Consider the following 14,712-nt stretch of genomic DNA (forward strand, 5'->3'; position numbering starts at 1 on the left):
CATGTTGGAGGGGGAGATGGTCAAGCGACCGCAGTTGACCGGACGTGCCGCGATCCTGGCGGTGGTCGTGTGCGTCATCGCCATGAGCTTGGCCTACCCCTTCCGCGAGTACGTCGCGCAGCGCCGGCAGATCGAGCAGCTCCAGCGGGAGCAGGAGACGGCGCTGGTGGAGCTCCGTGAATTGGAGCGACAGCGGCAGCAGCTGTCGGACCCGAACTACATCAAGGGCGAGGCCCGCAGACGGCTGCACATGTGCGACCCGGGCGAGAAGTGCTACGTCGTGCTCGACGACGAGCAGACCCCGGAGGATCAGCAAGCCGAGGTGGCGGTGAACCGGCTCCCCTGGTACCAGATGCTCTGGGAGTCGGTGGAGGCGGCACGTGACGGAACCGGTCGGAGGGCCGATGCTCAATCCCGATGATGTGACCGCGGTGGAGCGTCAGCTCGGCCGGGCTCCTCGCGGCCTGCGGGCCGTCGCGCATCGCTGCCCGTGCGGACTCCCCGACGTTGTGGAGACCGCACCCCGGCTGCCCGACGGTTCCCCGTTCCCGACCCTCTACTACCTGACCTGCCCCAAGGCCGCCTCGGCGATCGGCACGCTGGAGTCCGACGGCGTCATGCGGGAGATGACGGCTCGGCTCGGCGCCGACCCCGAGCTCGCCGCGGCCTATCGCGCGGCCCATCAGGACTACGTCAAACGCCGGGACGCGGTGGCGGCCGAAGCCGGCGTCGAACCCCTCCCGCCCGGGATGCAGAGCGCCGGCGGGATGCCCGACCGGGTGAAGTGCCTGCACGCGCTGGTCGGCCACGAGCTCGCGGTGCCCGGTTCGAACCCGTTCGGCCGTGAGGCGCTGGACCTGCTTCCGGACTGGTGGGCGGACGGGCCGTGCGTCGACATGCCGGCCGGGGAAGGGGATTCGAAATGACACGTGTCGCCGCCGTCGACTGCGGGACCAACTCGGTGCGTCTGCTCATCGCCGACGTCGCCGGGACGACCCTGACCTCGATCGAGCGCCGAATGGAGATCGTCCGGCTGGGACAGGGCGTGGACCGGACGGGCAGGCTCGCTCCCGAAGCGCTGACCAGGACGTTCGCCGCCATGCGCGGGTACGCCAAACTCATCGGCACCCATGGGGCGGAGCGGGTTCGCGTGGTGGCGACCAGCGCCACCCGGGACGCGGTGAACCGGGACGAGTTCGTCGACGGGGTCAAGGAGATCTTCGGGGTGGCCCCCGAGGTCGTCAGCGGGGCCGAGGAGGCCCAGCTCTCCTTCGAGGGCGCGACCCGCGACCTGACCGGGGAGGCCACGCCGTACCTCGTCGTGGACATCGGCGGCGGTTCGACGGAGTTCGTGGTCGGGACCGTGCACATGGACGGCGCGCTCTCGACGGACATCGGCTGTGTCCGGCTCACCGAGCGCCACCTGCACGCGGATCCGCCGACGGCCGCGCAGATCGCGGCCGTGGAGGCCGACGTCGACGCGGCGCTCGACCGGGTCGACGCCGCCGTTCCGGTACGGGCGCCGGGTCGTGAGGCGCGTACCCTGGTCGGGCTCGCCGGATCGGTGACGACGGTCGCCGGGATCGCCCTCGGCCTGCCGACCTACGATCCGGATCGCATCCATCGGTCCAGGATCCCCGCCGACGAGGTTCGCCGGGTCACCCGGAGCCTCCTTGCCATGACCCACGACGAGCGGGCCGCCTTGGAGATCGTGCACCCGGGCCGGGTGGACGTGATCGGCGCCGGCGCCCTGATCCTCGAACGTGTCGTCGATCGCTACTCGTTCGCCGAGGTGCTCGTCAGCGAGCACGACATCCTTGACGGAATCGCCTGGTCCATCGGATGAGTCCGGTCCCGCCCGGCTCCGGGTGGCCGGACGACCCGTCCTCGCCGGACACCCCGGTGGCACACGACGCCGCCGAGGTGGTGGAGCTGGCGCGCGCCAGCCGTACCCTGGCCGAGTTGACGGCCTGTGAGGCGGTGTGCCGGGCGTGTCCCCGGCTGGTGGAGTGGCGGGAGCGGGTCGCCGTGGAGCGGCGGCGGTCGTTCGCCGGGGAGACCTACTGGGGCCGGCCGATCGCGGGCTGGGGCGCCGAACACCCCCGGCTTCTCATCGTGGGTCTCGCCCCGGCGGCGCACGGGGGCAACCGCACCGGGCGGATCTTCACCGGGGACCGTAGCGGGGACTGGCTCTTCGCCTCGCTCCACCGGGTGGGGCTGGCGGCGATCCCCACGAGCACCCGGGCGGGGGACGGCCAGCGGCTGATCGACGCCCGGATGGTGGCCGCGGTCCGCTGCGCGCCCCCGGCGAACAAGCCCGAGCCCGCCGAGCGCGCGGCCTGCTCTCCATGGCTCTCCCGCGAGATCGCGCTGGTCGCGGGGTCCCTGCGGTCGATCGTGGCGCTCGGCGGGTTCGCCTGGCAGGCGCTGTGGCCGGCCTTGGCGGTGGCGGGGCTGGAGACGCCGCGGCGCAGGCCGCCGTTCGGCCACGGGGTCGAGGTTCCGTTGCGGTACGGCGATGCGGTGGTGACGTTGATCGGCTGCTATCACCCGAGCCCGCAGAACACGTTCACCGGGGTGCTCACCGAGGAGATGACCGACGAGGTCTTCAGGCGCGCGATGGGGGAGAAACCCTAGCCCGCTCGGCGGTCCTGTGCCCAAAGGATCATCGCATCAAGAATTTTCAGCGGACTTCACCGCGAAAGTCGCTTACATTCTTCCGTTTCCGGAAATTTCATCTGATTTTGTGTCCTGGCGGGCTGGTCCTTGCCGATGCGATGGTGATAGCTTGTGAATGGATTCACAAGGAATAATACCCCTTGTGAACGGGTTCACAAGAAGTGACACGCAGGTATCACCAGCAAGGCATGGGTAGGGCCCAGTTATGAAGGTCACGGCGGTCCAGAACGACACCAAGCACATCCTGATCGTCGGCGGAGGGTATGTCGGCCTGTACACGGCACTCCGCCTGCAGCGCAAACTCCGCAAGGAGCTGCGCCGCGGATCCGTCAAGATCACCATTATCGACCCGCAGTCCTACATGACCTATCAGCCGTTCCTGCCCGAAGCCGCGGCCGGCAACATCTCCCCGCGCCACGTGGTCGTCCCGCTGCGCACGGTCCTGCCCAAGGTGGAGATCCTCACAGGCCGGGTGACCCGGATCGACCACGGCAAGCGCAAGGTGATGTTCAAGCCGGTGGCGGGCGATCTCCGGCAGATCGACTACGACACGGTCGTGGTCGCCGCCGGCTCGATCAGCCGCCTCCTGCCCGTCCCCGGGCTCGCCGAGAACGGCACCGGCTTCAAGACCATCGGCGAGGCGATCTCGCTGCGCAACCACGTGATCTCCCAGCTGGACATCGCCGAGTCCACCGACGATCCCGAGATCCGCCGCAAGGCCCTCACCTTCGTGGTGGTCGGTGCCGGATTCGCCGGTGTCGAGGCGCTCGGTGAGATGGAGGACATGGCCGAGTACTCCACCCGGTACTACCCGGGCATCGACCGCACGGACATGCGGTGGATCCTCGTCGAGGCCACCGACCGGATCCTGCCCGAGGTCGGGCCGGAGATGGGCCGCTGGACCGTGGAGTCGCTGCGGTCGCGCAACATCGAGGTCAAGCTGGAGACCCGGCTGGAGAGCGCGGATAAGGGGCACATCGTCCTCTCCGACGGGGAGGAGTTCGAGGCGGGCACCCTCGTCTGGACCGCCGGTGTGAAGGCCAACCCGGTGGTGCGGCACGGCAGCCTTCCCGTCGACGACCGCGGCCGGGTGAAGGCCACCGAGTTCCTCACCGTGCACGGCGTCGCCGACGCGTTCACCGCGGGAGACGTCGCGGCCGTACCCGACCTCACCAACCCCGGCGAGTTCTGCGCCCCCAACGCGCAGCACGCCGTACGGCAGGCGAAGGTCCTGGCGGACAACCTGGTACGGCGGATGCGCGGCAAGCCGCTGAAGGCGTATGAGCACAAGTACGCGGGCTCCGTGGCGAGTCTCGGCCTGCACAAGGGCGTCGCCAACGTCTATGGCGTTAAGCTCCGAGGTGTCGCCGCGTGGTTCATGCACCGGACGTACCATCTGTCCAAGGTGCCGACGCTCAACCGGAAGGTGCGGGTGATGGCAGACTGGACGTTGGCCCTGTTCTTCCGGCGGGACATCGTCTCGCTGGGTGAGCTCCAGCATCCGCGGGAAGAGTTCAAGCTGGCCGCACGGAGCGACAACGCGCACGCCGCGTAGCGGCACCCATCGGGTGGGTCACCGGGTGGGAGCCCGACTCGGTGACCCCAGGGGCGCGATCACATCGTCTTTGCTGAGATGATGTATCCCTGGAGTCGGGGACCGCGCCTTACGAGAGGCGCGGCCGGCGACAACTGGATATGATCTTGTACGCCCCTGTAGCCCAACGGCAGAGGCAGGCCTCTTAAAAGGGCTGTAGTGCGGGTTCGAATCCCGCCGGGGGCACGCGAAAGGCCCGAACCCGGCTCAATGGCTGGGGTTCGGGCCTTAATCGTGCGCCCCGGGGCGGGGCCAGGGTCGGTTCCGGTGCCTGCGCGGCGGCCGGGCCGCGTCGTCGGCGCAGATGTCGCGGTGGAGGCGCGGCGCCGCGGTGCGCAGCCCGCCCGGCGAACCGGTGGGGACCCCGGGTTCCGCGGCGGGTCGGCGCGGCGTCGATCACTCGATCCGGGTCGCCCACGCCGTCGGCTCGGCCCGCCTCCTCGCCGCCGGGAAATGGCCGAATAGGGACCCGTGAAAATTAATAAATGTATAAGTGCATATACGCTTGTCGTCCCTTGACATGAATCTTACGCTCTTTACAGGCGCTAAGAGGAGGCTCGCCATACATGGACCCCCACCAGGCACCAGCCCGCATGCCGCTCCCGATGCCCGCACCGGGCGTCCTGACCGCCGGCGAATTCAGCTACGACGTCCTCCAAGGGAAATCGCCCTCGCGGCATATGGAGGATCTCAAGACCGATTACACCTATGACAACGCCTCGCAGACGTCAACAGGTCCACTCCGGTCGAATGCGCCGATCAGTACCGTGACACACTCCTATTACACGGTTTCGCAGTGGAACTGCGGGTGGGATCAGAAGGTTCTTGTGTTCGGAACCGACGACCGAGTAATCGACTAGGCACATGGATCGCTGTTCGTCCTTGTCTATCTCTTCAGGTAGCGGAGTATAGGCAAGGGCGTACCCATTTTCACGGTAGGAATGCAGGGAAAGCTCTTATCTTCGGGAGTGCTGTGCGGCGAGACGAAGTCATCCTCATCGTGACCGAACCGCTGGACCTGCATGCCGACGCGGTGATCCGTTTGCTGAACACCCGGGGCGTCCCGGTTGTCAGGGTTCACCCGGAGGATCTGCCCCACTCGATGGGCGTCACCGTACGCGCAGGTGGTGAGGGGTCTGTCCGGGCCGAGGTGAGCTTCGGAGGCCGTTCCGTCCGATTCGACGAGATCAGGGCGGCCTGGTTCAGGAAGCCCAATCTCCCCGACTACAGCGGACACACTCACACGAGCGCCGAACGCTACTGTCGAATACAGGCGAAATGTGTGCTCGAAGCGCTCTGGCAATTGATCCCCGACTCGAAGTGGATCTGCAGTCCGCAGAGCCTTACCCTCGCCGAGAACAAGGTTCTTCAACTCATGGCCGCCCGGGACGCCGGGCTGACGACGCCGGAGACCATCCTCACCAATAACCCCGAGGAGGCCAGGCGATTCTTTGCGGATGTCGGTGGCGACATGGCCGTCAAAGCGTACACCCCTGAGATAATGAACGATTCCGAGCGGAAGGTCTACAAGGTCCCGCTCACCAGCAGGTGGACGTCGTCAAGTGATCTGGCGGACGAGTCGATCGCGATCTCGCCCACGATTTATCAGCCTTACATCAAGAAGTCCGTCGAAATCAGAGCGGTCGTCATCGGCGAGCGCGTCTATGCCGCCGAGATGCATACGCAGACGAACGACCTTACCGAGATCGACAGCCGTGGAACCATCGATATCCGCCATGAGCGGCATATACTGCCGCGCCATGTCGAAGACTCCCTGCGGAAGTTGGTCACGCATTTCGATCTGCGATTCTCCTCGGCCGATCTCATCCTGACACCGGACAACCGCTACGTGTTCCTCGATCTGAACCCCAACGGCCAGTGGCTCTGGCTGGAGCACGCGCTGGGGATCCCCCTGAGCGAGACGATGGCGGATCTGCTGTGCGGGGTTCCCCGCGGCGAGACATGAGCCGGGAGGACACGGCGGAACGGGTCTACCGGCTCGCGCTGGCCGAGGCGAGATCCTTCGGCGTCACACGTGTCGCACGGCTGACCGCCCTGGACACCATCGGTATCCCCGTGTACCAGGCCATCCGGCCCAGGGGGCTGAGCCTCGCGGTCTCCCAGGGCAAAGGGCGAAGCGATCACGCGGCGATCATGTCCGCGCTCATGGAGTGCCTCGAGATGTCGTACGCGGAAACCATCGCCCCGGACCTGACGGGCGTGTCGGCCGCCGAACTCTCTTCGGAGCTCCCCTACCGGCTTGAGGCACTGCGTCACTACGGCGACGACCGGCTCGCCGAGTCCACTCCCACCTCGTGGGTGCGCGGGCGGACCTTGTCGGACGGGCGTGCCACCTGGCTTCCCTGGGATGGAATCAGTCTCGACTCCACGATCCGGCCCTTGTTCCGGCCGGTGTTCGCGCCGTCGAGCGCCGGCCAGGCCGCAGGGGTCTGCAGGACCCGGGCGATCTCCCACGCCCTGCTGGAGCTCCTGGAGAGACACTCGGTGCATCTTCTTGGACAAAGCTCAAGAATGCCCCGCAGGCTTTCCGCCGAGGAGCTGATCGACAACGAGCTCGGCGGCCGTCTCGCCGGGAGCGACGTCGAGATACGTCTGTACGACGCGACACAGATCTCTCGGTTTCCCTGCGTGATGGCGTTCCTTCGCTCGCCCGAGCTGGCCTCGGTGGTGGCCGGGTCCGCATGCAGGCCCACGTACGCGGAGGCGGCGACGGACGCGCTCATGGAAGCGATCCAGTGCCGGGCGACCGTCGTCGCCGGGAGCCGCGACGATCTTCACCTGCGAAATCCGCCCGGTCCTCCGCCGGAGATGTGGGACGCGCCGCCATTGAGCCGGGCCGAACCGCCGTCGGCCGTGCAGGTCCTGAGCGATCTCGTACGCACCTTGGAGGAGCTCGCCGCCGGACCGGTCGTCGCCGTGGATCTCCGGCGCCAGGACGAGGAGCTGTACGTGGTCAAATGCGTGGTTCCGGGCTTGGAGCACTAGTCGTGATACACGTTTACGCGGGCCCCAGCCTCGCCGAGAACCGGGCGTCGTTGCCCGGCCCGTTCTGCATCCATCCACCTGCGGCGGCAGGCGATCTCCTGGACTGCGCGGTTCCCGGCGACAGAGTGGTGCTCATCGACGGATACCTGGCCAACCGGCGATCCGTCCGGCACAAGGAGATCCTTTCGCTGATCGGCTCCGGTGTGGACGTGTGGGGAGCGGCGAGTATCGGTGCGTTGCGCGCCGCGGAGCTGGCCGTACATGGGATGAAAGGGGTCGGCTGTGTTTTCAGCTGGTATCGGCACGGCCTGCTCGACGGGGACGACGAAGTCGCCGTGCTGCATTCAGCCGATGGAAGGTATGAGCAGCTCACCATCGCGATGGTCGACCTCCGCGCCACGATCCACCGGCTCCTCGCGGAGAAACGGCTGACCGTTCGGGAGGCCCGGCGGCTGCTGACCCGTTGCGCGACCTTGGCCTTCTCCGAGCGCACCCCGGACGCCGTCTTCGCGGAGCTTCCCGACGTCCTTCGCGAGGAGGTGGAGAAGAACTGGGTCGGCGTCAAGAGCCAAGACGCCCGCCACTGCGTCGAGCTGGCCTCACGCACGCCGTTGTCGGCCAAGTGGTGCGGACACGACACCAGGCCGACCGCACTCCAGTGGTACTGGGAGCGCAGCGCTCGCCCGGGTTCGAGGATCTCCGATATCGATCTCGCCACCGTGCTCGGTGTGGGTGCGGTGGACTGGCCCCGCGTGCGTTTCTCCGCCTTTCTCGACGAACTCGCCGGTGGGCAGGGGGCGGCGTTGAAGTGGGAGGATCTCGCGGAGCGGGTGATCTCTCTCGGGCTCGTGTCGAAGAACGATCACCTGGTGCCGTGGACCACGCCACTCGAACGTGATACCTGCACATTCGAACAGCTCATGTGCCTGACGGCGAGCCGCCGGATCTCGAGTGTGCCCGGTGCGCCGTGGATGGATCCGGTCCTCGCCTGGCTTGACCGGGAAGGGCTGCTCGGTCCGCTGCGCGACCGGGTCGCGGCGCTGATCGACCATGGCGGCGGTGCCTCCGGCGGAGGCATTGAAAGGTGGCTCGGCGAGATGTTCGACGTGCCGGTTCCCGAGGGGTTGCCGGTCGAAGGCCGTCGGCGTGGATTCAAGACCTGGCAGGAGCTTCTCACCTTCGGCGATCGGGCGAGAAGCCGTGGGCTTGGCGAACGCCTCCGGATCGTGGCGGATCCGGAAATGGTGACCATGTGGTCCTGGCGGCTGTCATCGGTCGTCCGCTGACCCGCGGCGTGGTACCCGATGCCGGTAAGGTCCGCGAAGTCGCCGCCGGACTCGGGGCGGATCGCCTTCCCGTTCACAGGTGGTAGGCGTACTCGCGGAGTTCCCAGTCGGTGACGAATCTGGAGAAGCGTTCGACCTCATCGCGTTTGTAGGCGAGGTAGGCCTCGGCGAACTGTTTGCCGAGGACGTCCGCGAGGTCGGTGTCGGCTTGGAAGGCGTCGAGCGCGGCCGGGAGCGTCATCGGCAGGACGGCGGCTTCGGCGGGGCGGTAGCCGTACCCCTCCAGCGGCGGCGGCGGGGTGAGGCGGTCCCGGATGCCGAGGTGTACGGCGGCGAGGACGCCGGCGATGCCGAGGTAGGGGTTGGCGGCGGCGTCGCCGAGCCGGATTTCGAAGCGGGTGGCGGAGCCCCGCTCGGGCGGGATACGGAGCATGGCGCTGGGAAACGGCCTGTCACCAGCGTCAATGGGGTGACGGGCGGACTTCGTCCGTCCAATTGTTTACGGCGGTAGTCGACCGTGTACGGCTGGATCTGTCGAGGTTGGCCGCCCTGCGGGCATTCGAGGCCGCCGCTGAGATTTCCCTGTGGATCGTAGGCTTTGCGAATGGCGACAACCGCACAGCCCCGGTACCGTGGCTTGATCTTCGACTTCTTTGGGGTCCTGACCTTCAACATGGTCGAGGTGATCTCGTATTTTGAGGACCGGGAGAAGCTCGCCCGGGGAACCTTCCTTCGCGGTTGGGCCGACCCAAGAGGGCAGGAGCTGTTTCGTCGGCTCGAACTCGGTGAGATCACCCAGACTGACTGGAACAGCGCGTTTGCTGCCCTGATCGGCGTCGCGCCCGACAACCTGATGGCCCGCTATCTGCACGATGCCTTCCCGGCCCACCATGTGCTCAATGTTGCGCGGCAGGCACGGGCGGCTGGAATCAAAACTGCGGTGCTGTCCAACAGCCTCGGACGGGAGCCATACGACCCCTACGCGGGGTTCGACTTGCACGGCACCTTCGATGAAGTTGTGTTTTCCGCAGAGCACGGAGTGCGCAAGCCCGATCCCGCCATCTTTCGCCTGGTGCTCAGCAAGCTTGGTGTCCCGGCCGAGCGGTGCCTGTTCGTCGATGACAGCGAAGAGAATCTCGCTGCCGCTCACAGACTCGGCCTCACGCCGCTCCTGGCACTGGATGAGGAGGTTGTGGCCGCCAGCCTCCGTGCAGTGCTTGGCCTACCCAACCTGTAGAAACTCGCGCACGGCCGCGTATGAGGTATGTGCCGCCAGCTTCTGGCGAAGTCCCTTCAGCTCGGACGCTGAGCGTGTGGAGTCCACTGATCCGAGGCATCTGGCCGCGTGGCGGGCGTTGGCGACAGCGGCGTCCAGGTCGTGCATGGCGAGATGTGCTTCGGCAGCGCGGGCCAGGTAGATCGCGTGGCTGCGCGGGTATTCGTCGTCGCCGGGGTACGACGCTTTCATGGCGGCTTCGAAACGACATATCGCCTCGGCCGGGTCTCCGAGCTGTAAAGCGGCCGAACCCGCGATCATCTCGATCTCGCCGTAGTCCACCCAGTACAAGGTCTTCGGGTCGTCGTCATGCCGTCCTTTGTCCAGCGCAGCGCGGGCAATGTCAAGGTAGTGAGCGCACTCCCTCTTCGTGCCGGTCTTCGACAGTGCGCGGGCGGTGCGAGCGGCAAGCATGGCGTGCATGCGTGGAGTCGCCTTTCGTCTCACCTGTTCTTGTGCCGTCTCCAGGAGCGATATCGCTCTGCCTGCCTGACCCGGAGTGGAGTAGCACTGGATCGCGGCGAACGACAGAGCGTAGGCTCCGCTGATCGCATCGCCTACCTCAGCGGAGGCCCGGAGGGAACCGTCGAAGAAGCGCTGGGCGATGCCCGGGCGCCCTTGATCGAAGGCTGCCCACGCGACCTGTCGAGCCGCTTCGGCCGCCATCGAATGCAAATGGTCCACGGTTCGGCTGTCGCAGCGACGCGACCTGATCAGCTTCACGATCAGGGACAGCTCGCTGCGAGCCAGTAGGTACACCTCCCTGCTGCCGAGTTCGTCATCGAGATGTCTGAGGTGATCAAGCCGATCGTTCACGTGGGCGACCAGGGCAGGACCACCGGGGAGGGAAACTGGCGTCCTGGCCGCCCGGTTCGGCCCCAGGGCCTTGGCCCAGCTGCTCGCTGAGGCGGAGAATGCAGCCCCGGCCGAGAGGAAACTCCTGCGATCCACGCTGCTCCCCGTTAACAGATCGGCGAGGACCGTGAGGCTCCCCGGCCGTTCCCACAACCCCTTCTCGGCGACTGTTGAATCGGTGTCGTGCAGCGCAGCCATGAAGGTTCCGCCGGTTTGCAGCACCCTGTCATAGGCCGCAGCGACGCCGGTGGTCACCGACCTGTTCCCGTTCTCGACATTGCGCAGGTACGCCTCACCGAACCCGGCCTCACGTGCGAACCTTGCCCACATCATGCCGGATGACCTTCGCGCCTCCCGCATCTCGTCGCGGAGCTGATCGGACATCAGGGACGGCCTCCCTGCTTGGGATCGGTGCTGGATCGGGCCACGCCATTGTCCCCCGCCCCTGGGCGGTGTGTGCTCGACTCGACACATGAAGCGAGGGTCTTCGCTCAGCCGCAGATCGAGTGCGCGCGGCCGATCGCGATTCCGTAGTCGGGTGCTGTGCCAGGCCACGTGATAGCACCAGGCCACCAGCTGCACGTTGGACGTCAGGCCCCTCCGACCATGATTGGGAGTACAGATGAGCATGCAGGCCATCGCGCGGAGAGTAGAGCCGCACCAGCACGTTGCCGACGACGCCGACGATCCGTTCCATCTCGATATCACCTTTATTGAGAACACGCCGGCGGCCGAGACGGTGTTGATGTGCAGCACCGGGGACAACTGCGGGAGCTCTTGCCCGAGCGCCTGCACCACCTCGTAGCCAAGGTCAGCCCCGGCGGTGTGGGCCGGAGAAGGCGTTCGTCCGGCCCGCTCCTCTTCCGGCAGAGAACAGAGAACGGAGTGTGGGTGATGACGCGCTCGCGACACAGCCTGTACCAAGGCGTCGGCATGGGGATGCTGCGCGCTGCGGTGAACATCCACGGGCCGGACATGCCACCGTGGCCGGGGGCCTCAGCTCCGATCCAACACTGGCGTTCGTGGCTGGCCACAGTGTGGGCCGATGACGTCTTTCGGCAGGCTGTGTCCCACGCCAGCCCGGACCTGGACCGTCGGGTCCGGGCGATCCTCAACGGACGATCGACGAAGGTGCGCCGGGTACGCCGGGCGGCACTGGCCACCGCCCGGTACGCGATCAGGTATACACGCCGCTCCACTCCGTTCGGCCTGTTCGCGGGTGTCACTCTGATCGAGTTCGGTGACGTGGCCGAGGCAAGCTTCGGGAACAGGCACCATGCCGTTGCCCGGCCGGATCCGGTGGTGCTGGACGCGGCGATCAGCGCCTGGGAAGCGGATGCCGAGTGGATGGCCGACATCGAGATCTGCGTCAACAACCTGGTCCGGCAGAGAGACGGGCGCGTCCACGTCCCGTCCGACGGCGCCTCGGAGTTCTCGCTGGCGCTGACGCCTGCAGTCGAGCTGGTGCTCGACGTGGCCCGATCCCCGATCCGGTACTCGGACCTGGCGGACAAGATCGGCGCTGAGTTCCCGGAGGCGGAAGAACGCCACCGAGCTGGGCTGATCGCGCAGTTACTGCAGGTGCGGCTGCTGCGGTCCGCGCTGCGGGCGCCGGCGACCATTGTGGATCCCGTCGTCCCCCTGCCGCTCGCCCTGCGAGAGAGCCATAACAGCACGGTGGCGCCGGATTTGCGACTGGATGCCACGGTGCAGCTGCCCGAGGTGATAGCGGCGGAGGTGGAGACCGCTGCGACTGTCTTGACCCGCCTCGCCACGCATCCGAGGGGAACATCGGCCTGGTGCCGCTACGCCGTGCAGTTCGCCGACCGCTACGGTGAGGACGTCGAGGTGCCGCTGGAACTGGTGACGGATGCCGACAGAGGCTTAGGTTTTCCCGAGGGGTTCGGCGAGGTCTCCGAGCCACCCCGCCCGATGACCCTACGGGACCGGCTGCTTCTGGAGTTGGCCGGCGCCGCGGCCGCCGAGGGCAGCAGGTCGGTGGTGCTGTCCGGCGCGACGATCGAGCGGTTGGAAGCCGCCGCAGGCAAGCCCGCGCTCACCCCGCCTCACCTCGAACTGTGTGCGCAGATCCAGGCCGCCTCGATGCGTGCTCTGGACAGCGGGGACTTCCGTCTTCGGGTGTCCACCGTCTCCCGTGCGGCCGGCTCGATGACAGGCCGCTTCTGGCACCTGTTCCCACACGTCGGCGCGAGCCATGCCGATCTGCCCACGGTCGAGCGCGGCGCGGAGCTGGCCCAGCTGTCTTTCCACGCTGGCCGCGTCCCAGCCGACCTGCTCACGCGAGCCCCGCAGGTGCTCCCTCGGGTGGTCAGCGTCGGGGAGTTCCGGCACCCCGGGCCGGGGGTGCTGTTCCCGCCCGATCTCGCCGTCGGTGTCCGCAACGGGCGTCTCTACCTTACCGAGGCCGCCACCGGCACCCACTTGGAGGTGCTTGCGCCGACCGCGATCAACTTCCTGTGGAACAACTACACCCCTCCCCTGGCCCGGTTCCTGGCCGAGATCAGCCGGGCAGCGGCTCCGCAGGTGACGTGGTTCGACTGGGGTGCAGCTTGGACTCTCCCGTTTACCCCGGCGTTGCACTACCGGCGTTCGATCCTGGTGTCCGCACGATGGAAGCTGTGGGCCCGGGCACTGCCCGGTCGCACCGCGACGCTCGACGAGTGGGCCGGACAACTGCATGCCTGGATGGGTCGGTTCGGCGTGCCAGACCACGTCCTTCTTACCGAGGACGACCAGCAGCTGCCCCTCAATCTGGGCCAAGACATGCACCTAGACCTGCTGCGTACCCACCTTGCCGCCAGCCTCCCCGGTGTCGCGGTTCTATATGACGCGCCCCCAGCGGATGCCGACGGCTGGATCGGCGAGCGGGCACACAGCCTCGTCGTCCCGTTGAGGGCACGCTCATGAAAGCGACGGCGACCCTGCCTAGGACGCAGGACCTGTCCGAGGGAGCGCTCGGGGTGGCGCTGTTGCACATTGAGCGCGGGGATCTCGCCACCGCCCGAAGCAGCCTGGCGCAGGCGATCGCAAATGGCGTCAGTGCCGGAGGTAACGCGTCGTTGTTCCACGGCGCCCCAGCGCTGGAGTTCGTACTCGGCCGTGCTGAGCGCACCGACCGCGACGTCCGGGATGCCGTTGATCGCGTCGTGGCCGCCCGCCTGGCCGCAGCGTGTCGGAGGCAGGCTTCCGGGGCATTGCCGCATCTCGCGGAGTTCGATCTCATCCGAGGCCTGACCGGGCTTGGCGCGCTACTGCTGACCCGCGACGGCGTCTCGTCACTGCTGAAGGATGTTCTGGCCTACCTGGTCTCTCTGGCACGGCCAGTCCGCATCGAGGGCTGGGAGCTGCCGGGTTGGTGGTCGGAGGCCGGACCTGCCGGCGGGAAAGTGGACGGCGGACACGGAAACAATGGTGTCGCACACGGTATCGCCGGCCCTTTGGCGGTGTTGTCCCTCGCCGCCCGGCGCGACATTCGGGTGCCGGGACAGCACGATGCCATCGGGGTGTTCTCGCGCTGGCTGGACAGGTACGGCTCCTTCTACTGGGTCACCGGTAACCAGCTCTTCGAGGCAGAGCCGCCCAGGCCGGCGCCGGCGCGTCCGTCCTGGTGCTACGGCAGGCTCGGCATCGCCCGCACCCAGCAGCTGGCCGCGAGGGCCTTGAACGACCCCGCCCGTCGACTCGCGGCAGAGGATACCGCCGTGCGCGTGCTTGCCGATCCAGCTCATCTCGACCGAGTCACCGACGCCTCCCTGTGCCACGGCTGGGCTGGTCTGCTGACCGTCACTCGCGCCGTCGCCGACGACAGCTCCGCACCGGACCGATTCAGGCCACTCATCGAAGACCTGAACAAGCGCCTGGCCGCTGACGTGGACCGGCTGGCCAAGCCCGGATTCATGGAAGGCCGTGCTGGCGCGCATCTGGCGCTGGACGGCACGAGTACCACGGGCTGGAGTCGCGCCCTGTTGATCTCCTGACCTCCGCCTGCCATTCGA

16 protein-coding genes and 1 tRNA gene are annotated in these 14,712 nt (G+C 67.3%); 15 read left to right on the plus strand and 2 right to left on the minus strand.

All coding sequences use genetic code 11. The features are described from left to right. Window positions 1-16: 16 nt before the first annotated feature. The 11 genes from RUR_RS13870 (at window position 17) to RUR_RS13920 (ending at window position 8,565) form a co-directional block, all read left to right on the plus strand. A complete protein-coding gene (locus RUR_RS13870) occupies window positions 17-421 on the plus strand; it encodes an FtsB family cell division protein (protein ID WP_283135420.1) in 405 nt (134 codons plus the stop codon). Then, a complete protein-coding gene (locus tag RUR_RS13875) occupies window positions 405-926 on the plus strand; it encodes a DUF501 domain-containing protein (protein ID WP_283135421.1) in 522 nt (173 codons plus the stop codon). The genes RUR_RS13870 and RUR_RS13875 overlap by 17 nt, the downstream gene beginning before the upstream one ends. Then, window positions 923-1,846, plus strand: coding sequence for a Ppx/GppA phosphatase family protein (locus RUR_RS13880; RefSeq protein WP_283135422.1), 924 nt, complete (start codon window positions 923-925; stop codon window positions 1,844-1,846). The genes RUR_RS13875 and RUR_RS13880 overlap by 4 nt, the downstream gene beginning before the upstream one ends. Beyond that, window positions 1,843-2,637 carry a uracil-DNA glycosylase gene (locus RUR_RS13885; protein ID WP_283135423.1) on the plus strand — a complete coding sequence of 265 codons (795 nt, stop codon included), beginning with the start codon at window positions 1,843-1,845 and terminating at the stop codon, window positions 2,635-2,637. Before RUR_RS13880 ends, RUR_RS13885 begins: the two co-directional genes overlap by 4 nt. A 247-nt stretch (window positions 2,638-2,884) precedes the next feature. Beyond that, window positions 2,885-4,234 carry an NAD(P)/FAD-dependent oxidoreductase gene (locus RUR_RS13890; RefSeq protein ID WP_283135424.1) on the plus strand — a complete coding sequence of 450 codons (1,350 nt, stop codon included), beginning with the start codon at window positions 2,885-2,887 and terminating at the stop codon, window positions 4,232-4,234. Between the two features lie 152 nt (window positions 4,235-4,386). Then, window positions 4,387-4,459: transfer RNA gene (locus tag RUR_RS13895), tRNA-Leu, on the plus strand. A gap of 118 nt (window positions 4,460-4,577) precedes the next feature. Next, a complete protein-coding gene (locus RUR_RS13900) occupies window positions 4,578-4,748 on the plus strand; it encodes a hypothetical protein (protein WP_283135425.1) in 171 nt (56 codons plus the stop codon). Between the two features lie 91 nt (window positions 4,749-4,839). After that, the gene (locus RUR_RS13905) at window positions 4,840-5,133 is read left to right on the plus strand and encodes a hypothetical protein (RefSeq protein WP_283135426.1); all 294 of its coding nucleotides are present in this window, start codon (window positions 4,840-4,842) and stop codon (window positions 5,131-5,133) included. 140 nt (window positions 5,134-5,273) lie between these two features. Continuing rightward, the gene (locus RUR_RS13910) at window positions 5,274-6,239 is read left to right on the plus strand and encodes an MvdC/MvdD family ATP grasp protein (protein WP_283135427.1); all 966 of its coding nucleotides are present in this window, start codon (window positions 5,274-5,276) and stop codon (window positions 6,237-6,239) included. After that, window positions 6,236-7,279, plus strand: a complete 1,044-nt coding sequence (locus RUR_RS13915) for a YcaO-like family protein (protein WP_283135428.1) — start codon at window positions 6,236-6,238, stop codon at window positions 7,277-7,279. Before RUR_RS13910 ends, RUR_RS13915 begins: the two co-directional genes overlap by 4 nt. Before the next feature lie 2 nt (window positions 7,280-7,281). Then, a complete protein-coding gene (locus tag RUR_RS13920; RefSeq protein ID WP_283135429.1) occupies window positions 7,282-8,565 on the plus strand; it encodes a TfuA domain-containing protein in 1,284 nt (427 codons plus the stop codon). Between the two features lie 73 nt (window positions 8,566-8,638). On the opposite strand, the gene RUR_RS13925 is transcribed toward RUR_RS13920, so the two are convergent. Then, a complete protein-coding gene (locus RUR_RS13925) occupies window positions 8,639-8,998 on the minus strand; it encodes a type I glutamate--ammonia ligase (protein WP_283135430.1) in 360 nt (119 codons plus the stop codon). A 171-nt stretch (window positions 8,999-9,169) separates the two neighbouring features. On the opposite strand from RUR_RS13925, the gene RUR_RS13930 reads away from it, so the two are divergent. Continuing rightward, the gene (locus tag RUR_RS13930; protein WP_283135431.1) at window positions 9,170-9,802 is read left to right on the plus strand and encodes an HAD-IA family hydrolase; all 633 of its coding nucleotides are present in this window, start codon (window positions 9,170-9,172) and stop codon (window positions 9,800-9,802) included. Here RUR_RS13930 and RUR_RS13935 read toward each other — a convergent pair. Next, window positions 9,788-11,080, minus strand: a complete 1,293-nt coding sequence (locus tag RUR_RS13935; protein ID WP_283135432.1) for a helix-turn-helix domain-containing protein — start codon at window positions 11,078-11,080, stop codon at window positions 9,788-9,790. The genes RUR_RS13930 and RUR_RS13935 overlap by 15 nt on opposite strands. 238 nt (window positions 11,081-11,318) lie before the next feature. On the opposite strand from RUR_RS13935, the gene RUR_RS13940 reads away from it, so the two are divergent. From RUR_RS13940 to RUR_RS13950, 3 genes are all read left to right on the plus strand, one after another. Beyond that, window positions 11,319-11,501 carry an FxLD family lanthipeptide gene (locus tag RUR_RS13940; protein ID WP_283135433.1) on the plus strand — a complete coding sequence of 61 codons (183 nt, stop codon included), beginning with the start codon at window positions 11,319-11,321 and terminating at the stop codon, window positions 11,499-11,501. A gap of 128 nt (window positions 11,502-11,629) precedes the next feature. Beyond that, window positions 11,630-13,624 (plus strand): lantibiotic dehydratase family protein, encoded by a 1,995-nt coding sequence (locus tag RUR_RS13945; protein ID WP_283135434.1) that lies wholly within the window; start codon window positions 11,630-11,632, stop codon window positions 13,622-13,624. Then, on the plus strand, window positions 13,621-14,694 hold the full coding sequence (locus RUR_RS13950; RefSeq protein WP_283135435.1) for a lanthionine synthetase C family protein: 1,074 nt from the start codon (window positions 13,621-13,623) through the stop codon (window positions 14,692-14,694). The genes RUR_RS13945 and RUR_RS13950 overlap by 4 nt, the downstream gene beginning before the upstream one ends. Window positions 14,695-14,712 lie beyond the last annotated feature (18 nt).

This window comes from Rhizohabitans arisaemae (assembly GCF_025996515.1).
In the GTDB taxonomy this organism is placed as follows: Bacteria; Actinomycetota; Actinomycetes; order Streptosporangiales; family Streptosporangiaceae; genus Rhizohabitans; species Rhizohabitans arisaemae.